Consider the following 15,747-nt stretch of genomic DNA (forward strand, 5'->3'; position numbering starts at 1 on the left):
TCTTTGAATCTATCAACTCATTCTGACAAACTTTCTGCTAGATTGTCTCTATACTAGAGTAACAAATAAGGGAAGAAATGGATGGTGTTCGAGAATATGCAAAGACGAAGCTTAGGCGCGGTGATGGGTAGCGGATGGTCGGGAATTTGGCAGAAAGCAAAAGTAGGCGTTCACAGTGCAGCTGTGGAGAATCGGTGGGTTCAAGCTTTTGTTGCTAAGAAATGGTCGTTACTGCTCATCGTTATGGGCTTCTTGCTCGGTCGGGCGATGATTCTGGAACAGTTATCACCATTTGCTTTGGCGTTTGTCGCAGTTATTTATTTCACAAGAAAAGATATTTTGCATTGGGTGGGTATTGCTGCGTTTGCTGGAAGCTTGCTCGCGGTGAATGGGAACACCGGTTATCTGGTGACAGAAATCGTTATTTTCTTACTGATCCAGAAGGCACTTGAGAAATATGAACGCTCAGACGTTTCGTTAGCACCGCTGCTAGTTTTCAGCTCAACGTTCCTTGTGCAGCTCTTTGCCGAGTTGGTTGTTTCTAACTTGACGTGGTACTCATTGATGATGCTGACCGTTGAGGCTTTGCTAAGTTTGGTGCTGACGCTCATTTTCATTCAAGCGATCCCTGTATTCACGCTTACCCGCAAAAACTATCATCTGAAACATGAGGAGATCATTTGTTTAATTATTTTGCTGGCATCGGTCATGACGGGTACTGTGGGTTGGCTTGTGGGTCCTGTCACGGTAGAGCATGTGCTATCTCGTTATTTGATACTACTGTTTGCATTGGTAGGAGGAGCACCGTTCGGAGCTTCCGTTGGTGTTGTTACAGGGCTTATCCTAAGTCTTGCGAATAGCAATGCGATCTATCAGATGAGTCTACTTGCATTCTCTGGTATGCTTGCAGGGCTCCTTAAAGAGGGGAACCGATTGATGGTTGCCTTCGGCATGCTGATAGGATCATCTATTCTCTCTTTCTATATGGGTTCTAGTGTGGATATGATCAATTCGGCTTGGGAATCTCTTGCGGCCGTTGCGCTGTTCCTCCTTACGCCGCGCAGTGTGATTCTCATGCTTGCTAAGTATGTACCTGGTACTCAAGAGAATCTGAAGTCACAGCAGGATTATGCGAAGCGTGTGCGGGATGTGACGGCTGGTCGCGTGGAGCAATTCTCCGAAGTATTCCGCCAGCTGGCGCGTAGCTTCAAACAACTGACGACCGAAGATGAGGTGAGTCGTAAGGAGGAAGATGTCGGACATTTCATGAATGCTGTCACCCAGAAGGCGTGCGAGTCTTGTTGGAAGAAGAGCCAGTGCTGGGATCAGAAATTCTATCAAACTTATACGTATATGACGGATATGATGAGCCAAATTGAGACGAAGGAGAGCATGACGAAGAAGCAGATTCCGCCAGAGTGGAAGAAAGCGTGCATTCGTACGGAACAGGTGCTAGATGTGATGAAGGGGCAATATAGCTTATATAAGAATGATATGCATTGGAAAAAGCAGATCATGGATAGCCGGCATCTTGTTGCCGACCAACTGTCGGGTGTTTCGCAGGTCATGGAAGACTTAGCGAAGGAAATCAAAAGGGAAGGACAGGAGTTGTTCCTCCAAGAAGAGCAAATTCGCAATGCCCTAGAGGAGCTGGGCTTATCTATTCATACTATCGATGTGATTTCCTTAGACGAAGGCAACATCGAAATCGAAATCATCCATCAATATACGAAAGGATTTGATGAATGTCGTAAGATCATCGCGCCGCTTCTGAGCGAAATCATCGGCGAGAACGTCGCCGTCATGCGTGAGGAAATGCACACGCGCGGCGAGGGCTACAGCACGGTCGTATTCGGCTCTGCCAAGGAATACGAGGTGGAAACCGGAGTCGCCGGCGCTGCCAAGGGAGGCGACCTCTTCTCGGGCGACAGCTACTCCACGGTGGAGCTGGGCAATGGCAAGTATGCCGTTGCGCTGAGCGACGGCATGGGCAATGGCGAGCGAGCGCGTGCGGAGAGCGAGACGGCGCTTAGCATCCTGCAGCAGCTGCTGCAGTCGGGGATGGACGAGAAGCTGGCGATCAAGTCGCTGAACTCGGTGTTGATGCTGCGTTCATCGGATGAGATGTACGCTACGGTGGATATGGCATTGATTGATATGTATAGCGCGAATACGACATTCATGAAGATCGGCTCTACACCAAGCTTTATTAAGCGCGGTACGGAGGTTATCCCGATCTCGGCAAATAATTTGCCGGTAGGCATCTTGAGCGAGATTGATGTCGATCTGGTTTCCATACCGCTGCAATCAGGGGATATCCTTGTAATGATGACCGATGGCATCTTTGATGCCCCGGGCCATGCTGTGAACAAGGAGATGTGGATGAAGCGAATGATTCAGGAGATTGATACGACGTTACCACAGGATTTTGCGGATTGCTTATTGGAGCGTATTTTCCGTCATCATCACGGGGAGATTCAGGATGATATGACGGTTGTTGTAGCACGTATTGAGAAGCGGCAGCCGGAATGGGCGACGTTCCGTTGGCCGGGTATTACACGTATGGAGCGTCCGAAAACAGTTAGTTAAAGGTTCTAATAAGCCGTGCCGGCTCATTTGCCGGCACGGTTTTTGGGTAAAGAGAGGCGGGTAGTTGAATGATTAGGAGATGGTTTGCCTTATTGCTCATACTCCTGGGTGTAGGGCTGTTTCTGTATCCCACGATGAATGATCGATATGAAAGTTATCAACAACATCAGATTTTGCAACAATGGCAAGACAATATGCAAGCAATGGATCAGTTGAGTGGAGAGGAGAATGAGGAACTGCATAGCGTAGGTGTTTTGAACGCTACACCCGTTGGGAGTGATGTGACTTCCACACCAAATGCAAGCGCAAGTGCTGTCGAGTCGTTAATGTCCGTTTCGACGAAGCCCGCAAGCGGTAGTGACGCGCCTGTGAATGTCATAGCGACAGCAAAGCCACCCCCTGCGAAACCGAAGAACATGGAGGGGGTATTGAGTATTGACAAAATTGATTTGAAACTCCCCATTCTATCGGGTGCGACCATGGATAATATGAAAATCGCAGTTGCCAGTATTGCGAATACAGGAAAAGCGGGCGCAATAGGCAATTATGCGATTGCCGGGCATCGAAATTTGACTTACGGTAAAAATTTTAATCGCTTAGATGAAGTTGACCCTGGTGATGTGATTGAAGTAGATACAGGGAGCCGGAAATTCGTCTACCGTGTAGAAGAAAAGTTATATGTTCTTCCAACGGATGTGTGGGTATTGCAAAGTAGTGGCAGTAATCGGGAAATTACATTAATTACGTGTGACCCCATGGTAGACCCGACGCATCGTTTAATTGTGAAAGGGAAATTAGTTGAATAGTTAGAAGTTCACGTATAGAAAGGATGGAAATGACATATTTTCAAAACATGCTGTATTTTTCGTTGCTTGTTATGATACAATTTGTATCATTAATCTTTGAAAGTACTTTTTTTTGCCTACGGAAAGGCACATATCTGGAATGGAGGTCTAAACAAAGATGGTGAAGAAACAAACGAAGGCCATGCTGATTGCGCTCTTGATGTTTATGCAATGCCTTTATGGGATTACCTTATCTAGCCAGGTGAATGCTACTGAAATATCGGGCAACATCCTAGATAGTGTCTCATTAGCGGTATACGATAGTAACGGTCAAGTTGTAACGGGGAATGTGTATGATCAGAATGCACAAGCGAAGCTGGACTATACTTGGTCTTTGCCAAATGGTCATGGCTACCATAACGGAGATACATTTACTTTTACGCTGCCGCAGGAGTTTCAGCTGTTCAATAATGTAAGCGGTGCCCTTGTCATAGATAACAGTTCAACCGTAGGGGATTTCCATGCCGATAAGGATAGTCATCATGTGGTGATTACGTTTAACCAATTTATTGAGAGTCATGATGATTTGAAGGGAACGTTGAGCTTCCTTACGCAATTTAATAAGAGCCAAATTACAGGGACTACGGAACAAACTATTGTCATTCCTATTCGAAGCGGCGACCAAATATTTACCATAAAGTTCAGGCCTACCGTAGGTTCAACGATTAGTAAATCTGGTGCTCCTCTAGGCTATAATGCGAAGTCGATTGTTTGGACGGTGGATGTGAACAAGACACTGGATACTGTTCAGGATGCCGTTGTTACGGATTCGATTCCTGAGGGATTATCGGTTCCTGTGACGGTTGCCGTTTATCAATTAAACGTACAACTCAATGGATCAGTCATACAGGGGGCGGAATTGGATAGTGGCAGCTATTCGGTGAGTACAGTAGGTGGGGCTCTTCGCGTTCAGTTTACGGATAGTCCGATTACCTCTGCCTACCGTATTCAATATACAACACCTATTACGGATAAGTTCAAGGTTTCATTTACGAATACAGCCAGTTTCTTTGGAACAAATATGGCTGAACCTGTTCGAGCTTCTTCAACAGTCAGTATATCACGTGGGCAAATGCTGGTGAAGGAAAGGACAACGTATAATTCAACAACTCAGACCATGCAATGGGCTATCTTATATAACGGTGGAGAAGAGGAAGTCCCGCAATCAGAGGCTGTACTGACGGATTTATTTAATGATATTCATCAGCTGGTGGGAAATTCATTACATGTGTATAAGGTCACATTCAATAGCAACGGTGTTGCTACACTCGCTGGCGAAGTGCCAGCTGATAGATATACGGTTTCCTTACAAACGGGAGAAGGAAGCACAGGCTTTAAATTGCAATTTCTTGAAGATATCTCTTCTGCGTATAAAATCATTTATTCAACGAAAGCAACAGGTCCCATTTATGAGGATGGAGTTCTTACAAATAAGGTTAGTACGGGAGAAAATAACAGCGTTACAGTCACGAAGCCATTCACGCAAGTTGGGATTGTTAAGGCAAGAGGAGTTGTAGATTATCAGTCAAAGAAGGTCGGATGGCAAATCGTCATTAATGGTGACAGTCAGGTAATGAGTCACGTCGTTGTGACGGATACTTTCCCTAGAAAGGGGTTGCAACTACTACCTGACTCATTAGTAGTAACGAAAGGGAATGTTATCCTGCATAATCCAGGAGACTACACCCTTGATAGTAGTATCGATGCAGATGTTGGATTCACCCTAACATTTACTGATACGATTTCTCAGCCTGTGAAAATCACTTATGATACTGCGTTTAACCTTGATTTAGCACTCCCATTAGGTAGTGCAAATGTATTTACCAATCAGGCAACAATCGACTGGATTAGCCAAGATGATGAGCATACGAAGACCGTAACGGCGGACTTCAATCCTTACAACGAAGTGAAGAAAAATGGATTTAAAAGCGGTACATATAACTCAGTGAATAAACAAATTTCTTGGCATGTGGGGATTAACTACAATGGAAAAAGCATTTCTGAAGCCGTAGTCGAGGACATTTTGGAGTCTGGTCAGACCCTGCAAGATAACTCGTTGGTTATTCATAAAATGGTCATCGCTCCTAGCGGAAGCCATTCGCAAGGTGATTTGGTGGATCCTGCACGGTACCAATATGAGGTTACGCCTCAGAAAAAACTTATCATTACTTTCCTGGAACCTATTTCAGAGGCGTATACCATTGATTTTACTACAAGTTTAGAGAACCAATTAATAACCAATCGGGTGATGAATACAGCAAAGCTATTTGATGGTTCTACCCAAGTATCTGGAAATCTTACAGCCGCTGTTGATATCCCTCATGGCGGGGAATACGTGAGCAAGAATGGTTCGCAAAATGGTGATAAGATCAACTGGCAGATTACCGTCAATCAGGGCCAATCAAAGCTAACTGATGCGGAAATATTCGATACGCCATCTAGGAATCAAGTGTTACTATCGGATTCATTTCATTTGTTCAGTATGAGGGCCGCCGCTAATGGTGATTTGACTAAGGATGTGGAATTAGTAAAGGGTAATGGCTACACAGTTGATATTCAAACGGATGTAAATGGGAATCAGACGTTCCGTTTAAAATTCAAGAGTCCGATCTCGACAGCCTTTGTGTTGGAATATCAGTCGGTCATTGCGGCCCGCGACCAAGAGTCTGTTACCAATGCGGTGAGCTTCAGCGGAAACAATGTGACAACGGTCACGAAAGAAACCGTTAAAGACATTGTGGTCGGTGTATCGACGGGGTCAGGCACAGGTAACGGCGTCCGCGGGTCGTTAGAAGTGAAGAAGGTTGATGCCTCGAACAGAGAATTACCGCTTAGGGGTGCAACCTATGAGCTTTACCGGAAGTCTGGCGAAACAAAAAATTTAATTCAAACGCAAACGACGAATGAAGCAGGTATTGCTATTTTCCAAGGGTTGCTTGCTGGGGACTATGTGATTAAGGAGATTACGGCTCCTGCAGGATATTCGCTAGATGGAAGTGAGCATCCATTCACACTACAATCAGCAGAGAATAAGAAGGTGACGTATACGAATAACAGAGCACAAACACCAACACCGCCACCGACATCAACACCAACATCAACATCAACGCCGTCACCACCATCAACACCAACATCGCCGCCGTCACCATCACCATCATTAACACCGACACCAAGTATAACTCCAAGTCCGTCTATTACGCCGGCGCCTAAGCCTACACCGCCTTTAGTGACGGTTCCGTCGCCGAAACCGTCTGATCCTGGCGTAGTGGTTCCTCCAACTGGTGAGCCGGCAACGCTGCCGGTAACTGGAGAGTCTAGTCATCTCTATATTAAGCTTGCTGGTCTTACGTTCGTACTTTTTGGCTTGATGCTAGGAAGGAAAGTTCGGAGGAGACGCTAACTTAACCGCGATTGAATAGCGCTGCGAATAAGCAGGGGGATGCCCTCTGCTTATTTGGTTCTTATCGTATGCTTCTCAGAATTCAGTGTAAATACCTTTCTCAATCCCTGCCTACAAGATGATTAGACACTCTCATAAATGGAAAAACTAGGATAAGAAACTACTAGAGAGCGAATCTTATCGGCCAGGGAGGCAGAAGATCATGATGAAACAAATATTATTGATTACAGACGGTTGTTCCAATGTTGGCGTAAGTCCCGTGATAGCAGCGGCACAAGCGCAGGCAGAAGGTGTTGCTGTGAATGTCATTGGTGTGATTGATCATGGGGAGTTAGGCGTGCTAGGCTCAGAAGAGATTCGAGAGATTGCAGCAGCAGGCGGTGGCATGAGTCGGATTGTTAATTCCGAACAGCTGTCGCATACGGTACAAATGATGACCCGGAAAACCGTGAATGCGACCATCCAACATGCTGTGGGCAAGGAGTTGCAAAGTATATTGGGGATTTCGCAATTAGAGCAATTGCCACCGGAGAAACGAGCTGAAGTCGTACAAGTTATTGATAATATGAGTGAAACCACGTCTCTACGTGTTGCCCTTTTAATAGATGCAAGCGCTAGTATGAAGCCGAAACTTGCCGCGGTACGTGAAGCCATCCATGATCTTTTACTTAGTCTACGAGCCAGAAGTGGCGTGAGTGAGCTTGCTGTTTTCCATTTTCCATCTACCAAATCGAGTGATCAGGAACTAGAAATGGATCATGGTTGGACGAATCAACTTGCAAATGTCGACAAGATGTTCTATAAAATAAACATGAAGGGTACGACGCCAACCGGTCCGGCGCTACTGCAAACGTTGCAGTTCGTGACAGAAAAGCCTTTCTCACCAAAGACGACTGAGGAAGGGATGCTGAGTGACTACGTGGTATGATGAGGCCTTTCGCCCGGGGGCTGTAATTAAAGGGAAGTGGAATGGCCATGTGTATGTGGTCGAACGCTTATTAGGTGCAGGCTCCAATGGAATTGTTGCTCTTGTAAGAAGGGGAAACGCTAGATTTGCGCTTAAAGCAGGATATGAAACGGTTGACCATCAGTCAGAGATCAATTCCTTACTTGCAATTTCAATGAAAGAGAATTCATTTAAGAACTTTTTGATTGATTCAGATGATATGATGATTCAAGGAAAGGGGATTTCCTTCTATGTCATGCGATATATTGAGGGTTTGACTCTAACTGATTTTATACATAAGCGCGGACAAGACTGGATATTTGTGATAGGCACGAACCTTTTGCGGAAGCTCACTGAAATCCACAGGAGCGGGTATGTATTCGGAGATTTGAAGGTTGAGAATATGATTGTATCTAACTATGGCGATGTGGATCTCATTGATTTCGGAGGCGTATCACCCAAGGGACGAGCGATTAAACAATTAACAGAAGTCTACGATCGCGGGTTCTGGAATATGGGGGAGCGGGTTGCGGAGGAAAGCTACGATCTATTCTCATTTGCCATTTTACTATTAAAAACACTAGATCACCGCAAACGCTTCGCTGGCTTTATCAAAACACTCCCTCAAAACCGGGAGTTAGATCAATTAACGTCAATTATGCGGGAAAATCCAGTTGCTGCTCAGTTGGCACCTTTTCTGAATAAAGCCCTACGCGGCGAGTTTAGTACGTCGGAAGAAGCGATTATGGAATGGAAAAAGCTGATTGCAGGTAAGAAGGTCGCACCGTCGACGCTGAGAATGCCATGGCTTAAAATATGCTTTGCTGCATCTATCTTTATTTTTGGAGCAACGATTTATATGTATTGGTAGAGCAGGGTTAGAAAAGGCCGAAAGGAATGCGAGATGGAAACGGATCTTGTTGCCAGAGTGGAACGACGAATTGAGGAAGAAAAGCTTGCAGATGCAGGGGATGTGATTGTCGTCGCGGTTTCAGGGGGACCTGATTCAGTGGCGCTGTTGCATGTCCTTTTTCGTCTTGCAGATACCCACCAGTGGACGATCGTTGTTGCCCATGTGAATCATCAATTCAGGGGCATCGAATCGGATGCGGAAGCGGATTTCGTTAAGGAGCTTGCGGCAGGGCTGGCGCTTCCTTGTGAAATTGGTGTTATCGATGTACCTGCTTATATAGAGGAAGCTTCTTTAAATGGGCAAGTGGCAGCGCGTGAGAAAAGATATGAATTTCTCCATCAAGTCGCTGACCAGTATGGTGCACAACGGATCGCGTTGGCCCATCATGCCGATGATCAAGCTGAAACGATGTTGATGCGAATCTTGCGTGGGACAGGCCCGTCAGGACTAGTTGGCATGCCGGAACGCAGGCGCGAAAAAAAAGTGGAACTGATTCGTCCTTTTTTACGTATATACAAATCAGATATTGTGAATTATTGCGCTCAGCATGAAATTGCCTATTGTAAGGACAGCAGCAATGAGCTGCGGAAGTATTTCCGCAATCGGATTCGGCTAGATCTTATGCCGATGCTGAAACAGTATAATGAACAACTTCCAGAGTCACTCAATCGATTGACGGATGTGATGCAAGCTGAGAATGATTATTTGGACGCAGAAACCGATAAGGTTTTTCGCCGAATCGTGACATTTCAGGCGAACATCTGCCGCTTGAATCGGTGTGATTTCGCCGAGCTTCACGTTGCTTTACAAAGGCGTTTGATTAAATTAATATTAAACTGTCTTTGTTTGGAAAGGGAACGGCTGGTATTTACACGGATTGAGCGCGTACGTGAGTTAATGGTTAAAGATCAGATGTCGAATCAAGTCCTCCAAGTGGATGAACAGATTTATATTGTGAGAGAATATGGATCTATTCAATTTCAGACCTTTGCGCCAGATCCTAAGCCTTATGCTTATGAGATCCGGTTAGCCTCAAATGAGCTGGACCTGCCGGACATGAACGCTAAATTGATCTACTCATGGATGCCTTTAAGCTCGTATGAGCAAGCTGCTTCATCACCAGACCATAATGGCGACGTTTTTTTGGATGTAGACCAAGTAGAATTGCCGCTTTGTTTAAGAAGCCGCAGATCGGGAGACCGATTGGAACCACTTGGTTTAAACGGGTCCAAAAAGGTAAAGGATATGTTCATTGATGCCAAAATGCCGCCAACTCGGCGTGAGGTTATCCCACTACTGGTCGACGCATCCGGACGAATTCTCTGGATTGCTGGTTTTCGTAGGTCCAAACACGCTTTGGTCGGACCAGACACAGAACGTGTGCTTCATATGAAGCTAGTGCTGCAGGAACATACGTAAATTTCGTTCTTCTAGAATGTAAATTTATAAGGATTCATAATATAATCTAGGGGGTTCATCCTTGTACAGCGACATTCAAGAAGTACTTTACAGTGAAGAACAAATTCAAGGCAAGATTAAAGAATTAGGGGAATTGCTTTCCACTGATTACGAAGGTAAGAATCCATTGGTTATTTGTGTGCTGAAGGGCGCTTTTATTTTCATGGCGGATCTTGTGAAGCAAATGAGAGTACCTTTGGAAATTGATTTTATGGCGGTATCCAGTTACGGTCAATCCACGAAATCCTCGGGAGTTGTTAAGATTATCAAAGATCTTGATGTACCCGTAGAAGGACGTCATATTCTGATCGTGGAAGATATTATCGATAGTGGCTTAACGCTAAGTTATCTGATAGATGTGCTAGAACGTCGCAATGCTAAGACAATCTCGGTTGTTGCGCTGTTTAATAAACCGGCACGCAGAACGGTAGAACTTGAACCTGATTATGCGGGTTATGTGCTACCAGATGAGTTCGTTGTCGGATATGGTCTGGATTATGCAGAGAAGTATCGTAACCTTCCATTTATCGGCATATTGAAACCAGAGATCTATTCGAGCTAGTGTCACGTTCCGCAGGCGCACTAAGGCAGTAATGTTGTAGCGCTTTACCGGGGTGTGGTAAAATAATAATTGTGTGCCGTTTGAGAGGAGGCTCGTTATGAATCGAATTATCCGGAATACCGGCTTTTATTTGCTTATATTTTTGGTTACCGTGGGGATCGTTCATTTCATCAGTACCCAGAATGAACAGAAGGAGTTAATCACTTACGATAAATTCCGACAAGCGGTTGTAAACAAAAATGTAGAGTCCGTAGTGTTAAAGTTCGATGGGTATACCTATTCGATTAAGGGTAAGTATATTAACCCGCCTAATGGCGCGGATAAGAAGAGCTTCGAAACACATGCTCCTTACGAGCCGTTAGTTGTACAAATGATTGAAGCGAACGGCGTACCTTCGGAAGAGTACGGACCGATGGAACGCGATAGCGTTTGGATTAGCTTTCTTACGTCCATTATTCCATTCGTCATTATCTTCATTTTGTTCTTCTTCTTATTGAATCAAGCGCAAGGCGGCGGCGGTAAAGTGATGAACTTCGGCAAGAGCCGTGCGCGCCTATATAACGAGGAGAAGAAACGTGTCACATTTGAAGATGTGGCAGGTGCGGATGAAGAGAAGCAAGAATTGATCGAAGTTGTTGAGTTCCTTAAGGATCCTCGCAAATTCGCAGCAGTTGGCGCTAGAATTCCTAAGGGTGTTCTATTGAATGGTCCTCCAGGGACAGGTAAAACGCTACTTGCTCGTGCTGTTGCCGGTGAAGCAGGCGTTCCTTTCTTCAGTATCTCCGGTTCTGACTTTGTTGAGATGTTCGTCGGTGTCGGCGCATCCCGTGTTCGTGACTTGTTCGAGAATGCGAAGAAGAATTCACCTTGTATTATCTTTATCGATGAAATCGATGCGGTTGGTCGTCAACGTGGCGCTGGTTTAGGCGGCGGACATGACGAGCGTGAGCAAACACTCAACCAATTACTTGTTGAAATGGACGGATTTGGTGCGAACGAAGGTATTATCATCGTAGCAGCAACCAACCGCCCTGATATTCTAGACCCTGCCTTATTGCGTCCAGGCCGTTTCGACCGTCAAATCACAGTAGATCGACCGGATATCAAAGGCCGTGAAGCTGTATTGAAAGTTCATGCGCGTAACAAGCCGCTTGCTAAAGATGTGAAGCTAGATTCACTTTCACGTTATACAACTGGATTTACGGGTGCTGATCTTGAGAACTTGTTAAATGAAGCAGCTTTGATTGCAGCTCGTCGTAATCGTAAAGATATTTCGATGGCGGAAGTTGAAGAAGCATTTGACCGTATTATCGTAGGTACTCAGAAGAAAAGCCGTATCATCTCCGATGCTGAGAAACGTATCGTAGCGTACCACGAAGCGGGACACGCGATTATCGGTTATCATGCGGAGAATGCAGACATGGTTCACAAGGTTACGATCGTACCTCGCGGACGCGCTGGCGGATATGTGATGATGCTGCCTAAAGAAGGCGAAGATCGCATGATGCAAACGAAGAACGAGCTTCTGGATAAAGTAACTGGACTCCTGGGCGGTCGTGTTTCCGAGGAATTGTTCATCGGAGAAATTGGTACAGGCGCATACAGCGACTTCCAGAAAGCAACGGGAATCGTTCGTCGCATGATTATGGAATACGGGATGAGCGATAAGCTTGGACCGATGCAGTTCGGCAGCTCCCAAGGTCAAGTTTTCTTGGGCCGCGATATTGGACACGAGCAGAATTATAGTGATGCAATTGCTTATGAGATTGATCAGGAAATGCAAAGCTTTATACGTACGTGCTACGAACGTGCACGCGCGATTCTTACGGAGCATGCGGATCAGATCCACCTCGTTGCCAAAACATTGCTAGAGAAAGAAACGTTGGATAAAGACGAAATTATCGAACTCTTGGAAAAAGGCAAGCTTAACGCTAGCACCGATGAGGAAGATGTGAAGGTTACTATTCAAGGTCAAAGCCAAGCTAGCGAAAGCAATAAGCTGGAGTTTGACAAAGATAAAGAAGTTAAAGAGATTAAACCGGATCAAACAGAAGAGTAAGTTGCAATGCGAACTCGGAAATCCGTTGTACACATCCAGTGTGCGCGGAATTCCGAGTTTTTTCAATGTATTTGCGCATTGACAGGCGATATGAGAATGTGTAAATTAGTTGTAAATCTCTAATTTTATTGCTTTTAGATCATACTACTTTTAGATAGACGATTGAGACGATTCTTACGTCCCAGATAGGGGAGGAAGCACCATGGAAGCCTTAGCATTAGAGCGCAAAGCGGAACAAAACCGCGAGCTCAAAGAACGACTGTTGCAATTGAAGAAAGAACGGAATGCCATTATTCTTGCTCACTATTATCAGCGTGACGAAGTTCAAGAGGTAGCGGATTTTCGAGGAGATTCCTTTTTGCTTGCTCAGAAGGCGGCGCAAACCGATGCGGATGTCATCGTATTCTGTGGTGTTCATTTTATGGGGGAGAGCGCAAAGATTCTTGCACCCAATAAAACTGTAATTATTCCAGACGAACGGGCTGGTTGCCCGATGGCAGATATGGTTAATGTTGAAGGTCTACGCGCCCTTAAACGCCAGCATCCGAATGCCAAAGTCGTTGCTTATATTAATACGTCGGCTGATGTGAAGTCCGAAACCGATATTTGTTGTACGTCCGCGAATGCGATCAATGTCATTAATTCCGTCGATTCAGATGAAATTATCTGGGTGCCGGATAAAAATTTAGGTGACTATGTATCAAAATTCACAAGCAAAAAAGTGATCATCTGGGAAGGCTATTGCAACACGCATGATATGCTTACTGTTAAAGATGTGGAAGAAATGAGAGCGCAATATCCGAATGCACAATTCGTTGTTCATCCTGAATGTCGCCCAGAAGTAGTTAAGCTCGGGGACTTTGTGGGTAGCACGACAGCGATTATTAAATATTGCAAAGAGTCCGACTGCCAGGAGTTTATCGTAGGGACGGAAGATGGAACTGGTTATCAGTTGCGTCTAGATAGCCCTAATAAGAAATTTCATTTTGCTACGAAGTACTTGGTTTGCCCTAATATGAAGGTGAACAATTTGAAGAAAATCGTGAAGTGTCTTGAGACGATGCAACCAGAGATTTATGTACCAGAAGACGTAGCAGATAAAGCAAGATTGTCCTTGGAGCGCATGTTACAAGTTAAGTAGCATGCGCTACTCTCTTGAAATAGTAGAAAGTATATGTTTCACATAATACAACGGCTATATTTTTGGATAAACGCACTCGTCCTTAGAGGACAGTGTAGCCGTTTATTTCATCTCGTTGAATAGGTGCCCTCGTGAAGTAAGGCTAGAATCGATCCATAAGTAAATTGTGGACGAACTGACGTTACTTTACGAGGTATTAATGGTGAAGAACAGGTGAACCGTCATGATTCCTAGATATCTCGTAGATGTTGATTTAGATTCTATTCCTCATATACATACCGATGTAATTGTTATTGGAGCAGGTATAGCAGGATTATTCGCGGCACTTCGTGCCAGCGAGAATAAGAAAGTGCTCATGATTACGAAGAAATCCCTCCTGGATAGCAACACACGCTATGCGCAAGGTGGGATTGCTGCTGTTATCTCAGACGAAGATTCACCGGAATATCATCGTCAGGATACTGTGATTGCAGGTGCAGGACTCTGTTCGACAGATGCCGTTGATGTTCTTGTACATGAAGGACCTGAAGGCGTTCAAGATTTGATCCGAATGGGAACCCAGTTTGATCTAGAGAATGGTGAATTTGCTTTGACGAAGGAAGGAGCGCATAGTCAGCGTCGAATTTTGCACTCCAATGGCGATGCGACTGGTGCGGAAATTGTCAGGGCTCTTTCAGAACGTACAAAGCAAGATCCGAATATTGAAATCTGGGATGACCACTTTGTGATCGACCTGATTACCCAAGACGGCGAATGTTATGGCGCACTCGTGCAGAAGCCTAACGGACAGCGTGTGTTTGTGCGCGGCAACGCCACAATCCTTTGCTCCGGTGGCGCGGGACAGCTGTTCCGTTACACAACGAACCCGGACATCGCTACAGGTGATGGGATTGCGATTGCCCACCGCGCTGGCGCGCAAATTCAGGATGTGGAATTCATTCAATTCCACCCAACAGCGCTATGCTACCCAGGTGCACCGCGGTTTCTGATCTCCGAAGCGGTGCGGGGTGAAGGCGCCTATTTGCGCAACATCAAAGGAGAGCGCTTCATGGAGCGCTATCATCCACAATTAGAGCTAGCGCCAAGGGACGTTGTTGCGCGTGCCATTGTTGACGAGATGGAGAACTGTAAATCAACCTTTGTCTACATTGACATTACGCACGAATCAGAAGAATTGATTAAACATCGCTTCCCAACGATATATGAATATTGCCTGAATTATGGGCTTGATATGAGCACCGATTGGATTCCAGTTGCCCCAGCAGCGCACTATATGATGGGTGGCGTAAAAACGGATCTATACGGAGAAACCAAGGTTCGTCGCCTATTTGCATGTGGTGAAGTTTCATCTACAGGTGTACATGGTGCAAATCGTCTAGCGAGCAACTCGTTATCGGAAGCCATCGTATTCGGACGTCGAATTATTGAACGAATCCAAGAGTTGCCTGCCCTTCAAGGGGATATTCAGATCCGTTCGGCTTCCGAAGCCCCTCGGACGGAGATCCCAAATCAAGCCGTTGTAGAGAAAAAGTTGAAGCTTCAGAAAGTCATGCTCCGCTACGCAGGTCTCAAGCGCTCTGCCAAAGGCTTGCAAAAGGGTTATGAGGAACTGGCGAGACAATTGTCGATCTTTGATTCATTGATGACCAAACGCGAAGAGTATGAGTTTGCTAATTTGCTTAACGTAGCTCTGTTAACAACGACAGCGGCATTGACCCGAGAGGAAAGTCGCGGTGGTCACTATCGAGAAGATTTCCCTGATCGGGATGACTTGGTATGGAGGAAGCATATAGTTTTTCAACGCGGGGAAGATAGGATTGAGGAGTGGATCTAG

Annotated in this window: 10 protein-coding genes; all 10 read left to right on the top strand. The window is 45.4% G+C overall.

Features of this window, described 5'->3' with window-relative positions; translation table 11 throughout:
• Positions 1 to 96: 96 nt before the first annotated feature.
• The 10 genes from spoIIE (at position 97) to nadB (ending at position 15,747) form a co-directional block, all read left to right on the top strand.
• Complete coding sequence (gene spoIIE / locus ACSQ8P_RS01080; protein WP_436233524.1) at positions 97 to 2,589, top strand: stage II sporulation protein E; 2,493 nt, start codon at positions 97 to 99, stop codon at positions 2,587 to 2,589.
• Positions 2,590 to 2,657: 68 nt separating this feature from the next.
• Positions 2,658 to 3,395: a class D sortase gene (locus ACSQ8P_RS01085; protein WP_436233525.1), complete on the top strand. Its 738-nt coding sequence runs from the start codon at positions 2,658 to 2,660 to the stop codon at positions 3,393 to 3,395.
• 157 nt (positions 3,396 to 3,552) lie between these two features.
• Positions 3,553 to 6,834 (top strand): collagen binding domain-containing protein, encoded by a 3,282-nt coding sequence (locus ACSQ8P_RS01090; protein ID WP_436233526.1) that lies wholly within the window; start codon positions 3,553 to 3,555, stop codon positions 6,832 to 6,834.
• 205 nt (positions 6,835 to 7,039) lie between these two features.
• Positions 7,040 to 7,762 (top strand): vWA domain-containing protein, encoded by a 723-nt coding sequence (locus tag ACSQ8P_RS01095; RefSeq protein WP_057313332.1) that lies wholly within the window; start codon positions 7,040 to 7,042, stop codon positions 7,760 to 7,762.
• A complete protein-coding gene (locus ACSQ8P_RS01100; RefSeq protein WP_436233527.1) occupies positions 7,746 to 8,651 on the top strand; it encodes a protein kinase domain-containing protein in 906 nt (301 codons plus the stop codon). The genes ACSQ8P_RS01095 and ACSQ8P_RS01100 overlap by 17 nt, the downstream gene beginning before the upstream one ends.
• 33 nt (positions 8,652 to 8,684) lie before the next feature.
• Positions 8,685 to 10,112 carry a tRNA lysidine(34) synthetase TilS gene (tilS, locus tag ACSQ8P_RS01105; protein WP_436233528.1) on the top strand — a complete coding sequence of 476 codons (1,428 nt, stop codon included), beginning with the start codon at positions 8,685 to 8,687 and terminating at the stop codon, positions 10,110 to 10,112.
• 61 nt (positions 10,113 to 10,173) lie between these two features.
• Positions 10,174 to 10,713, top strand: coding sequence for a hypoxanthine phosphoribosyltransferase (gene hpt, locus ACSQ8P_RS01110; protein ID WP_436233529.1), 540 nt, complete (start codon positions 10,174 to 10,176; stop codon positions 10,711 to 10,713).
• 97 nt (positions 10,714 to 10,810) lie between these two features.
• Entirely contained in the window at positions 10,811 to 12,772 is a 1,962-nt protein-coding gene (gene ftsH, locus ACSQ8P_RS01115; protein ID WP_436233530.1) for an ATP-dependent zinc metalloprotease FtsH, read from the top strand.
• Positions 12,773 to 12,974: 202 nt separating this feature from the next.
• Positions 12,975 to 13,913: a quinolinate synthase NadA gene (gene nadA, locus ACSQ8P_RS01120; RefSeq protein ID WP_056617922.1), complete on the top strand. Its 939-nt coding sequence runs from the start codon at positions 12,975 to 12,977 to the stop codon at positions 13,911 to 13,913.
• A gap of 223 nt (positions 13,914 to 14,136) precedes the next feature.
• Entirely contained in the window at positions 14,137 to 15,747 is a 1,611-nt protein-coding gene (gene nadB, locus ACSQ8P_RS01125; protein ID WP_436233531.1) for an L-aspartate oxidase, read from the top strand.

It is taken from the genome of Paenibacillus sp. LjRoot153, from assembly GCF_964253085.1.
GTDB lineage: Bacteria > Bacillota > Bacilli > Paenibacillales > NBRC-103111 > Paenibacillus_E.

Excerpts from the sequence above, each read along its gene's own strand:
- nadA (WP_056617922.1), top strand. The coding sequence starts at position 12,975 with ATGGAAGCCTTAGCATTAGAGCGCAAAGCGGAACAAAACCGCGAGCTC.
- ftsH (WP_436233530.1), top strand. The coding sequence starts at position 10,811 with ATGAATCGAATTATCCGGAATACCGGCTTTTATTTGCTTATATTTTTG.
- spoIIE (WP_436233524.1), top strand. The coding sequence starts at position 97 with ATGCAAAGACGAAGCTTAGGCGCGGTGATGGGTAGCGGATGGTCGGGA.
- ACSQ8P_RS01085 (WP_436233525.1), top strand. The coding sequence starts at position 2,658 with ATGATTAGGAGATGGTTTGCCTTATTGCTCATACTCCTGGGTGTAGGG.
- nadB (WP_436233531.1), top strand. The coding sequence starts at position 14,137 with ATGATTCCTAGATATCTCGTAGATGTTGATTTAGATTCTATTCCTCAT.
- tilS (WP_436233528.1), top strand. The coding sequence starts at position 8,685 with ATGGAAACGGATCTTGTTGCCAGAGTGGAACGACGAATTGAGGAAGAA.
- ACSQ8P_RS01090 (WP_436233526.1), top strand. The coding sequence starts at position 3,553 with ATGGTGAAGAAACAAACGAAGGCCATGCTGATTGCGCTCTTGATGTTT.
- ACSQ8P_RS01095 (WP_057313332.1), top strand. The coding sequence starts at position 7,040 with ATGAAACAAATATTATTGATTACAGACGGTTGTTCCAATGTTGGCGTA.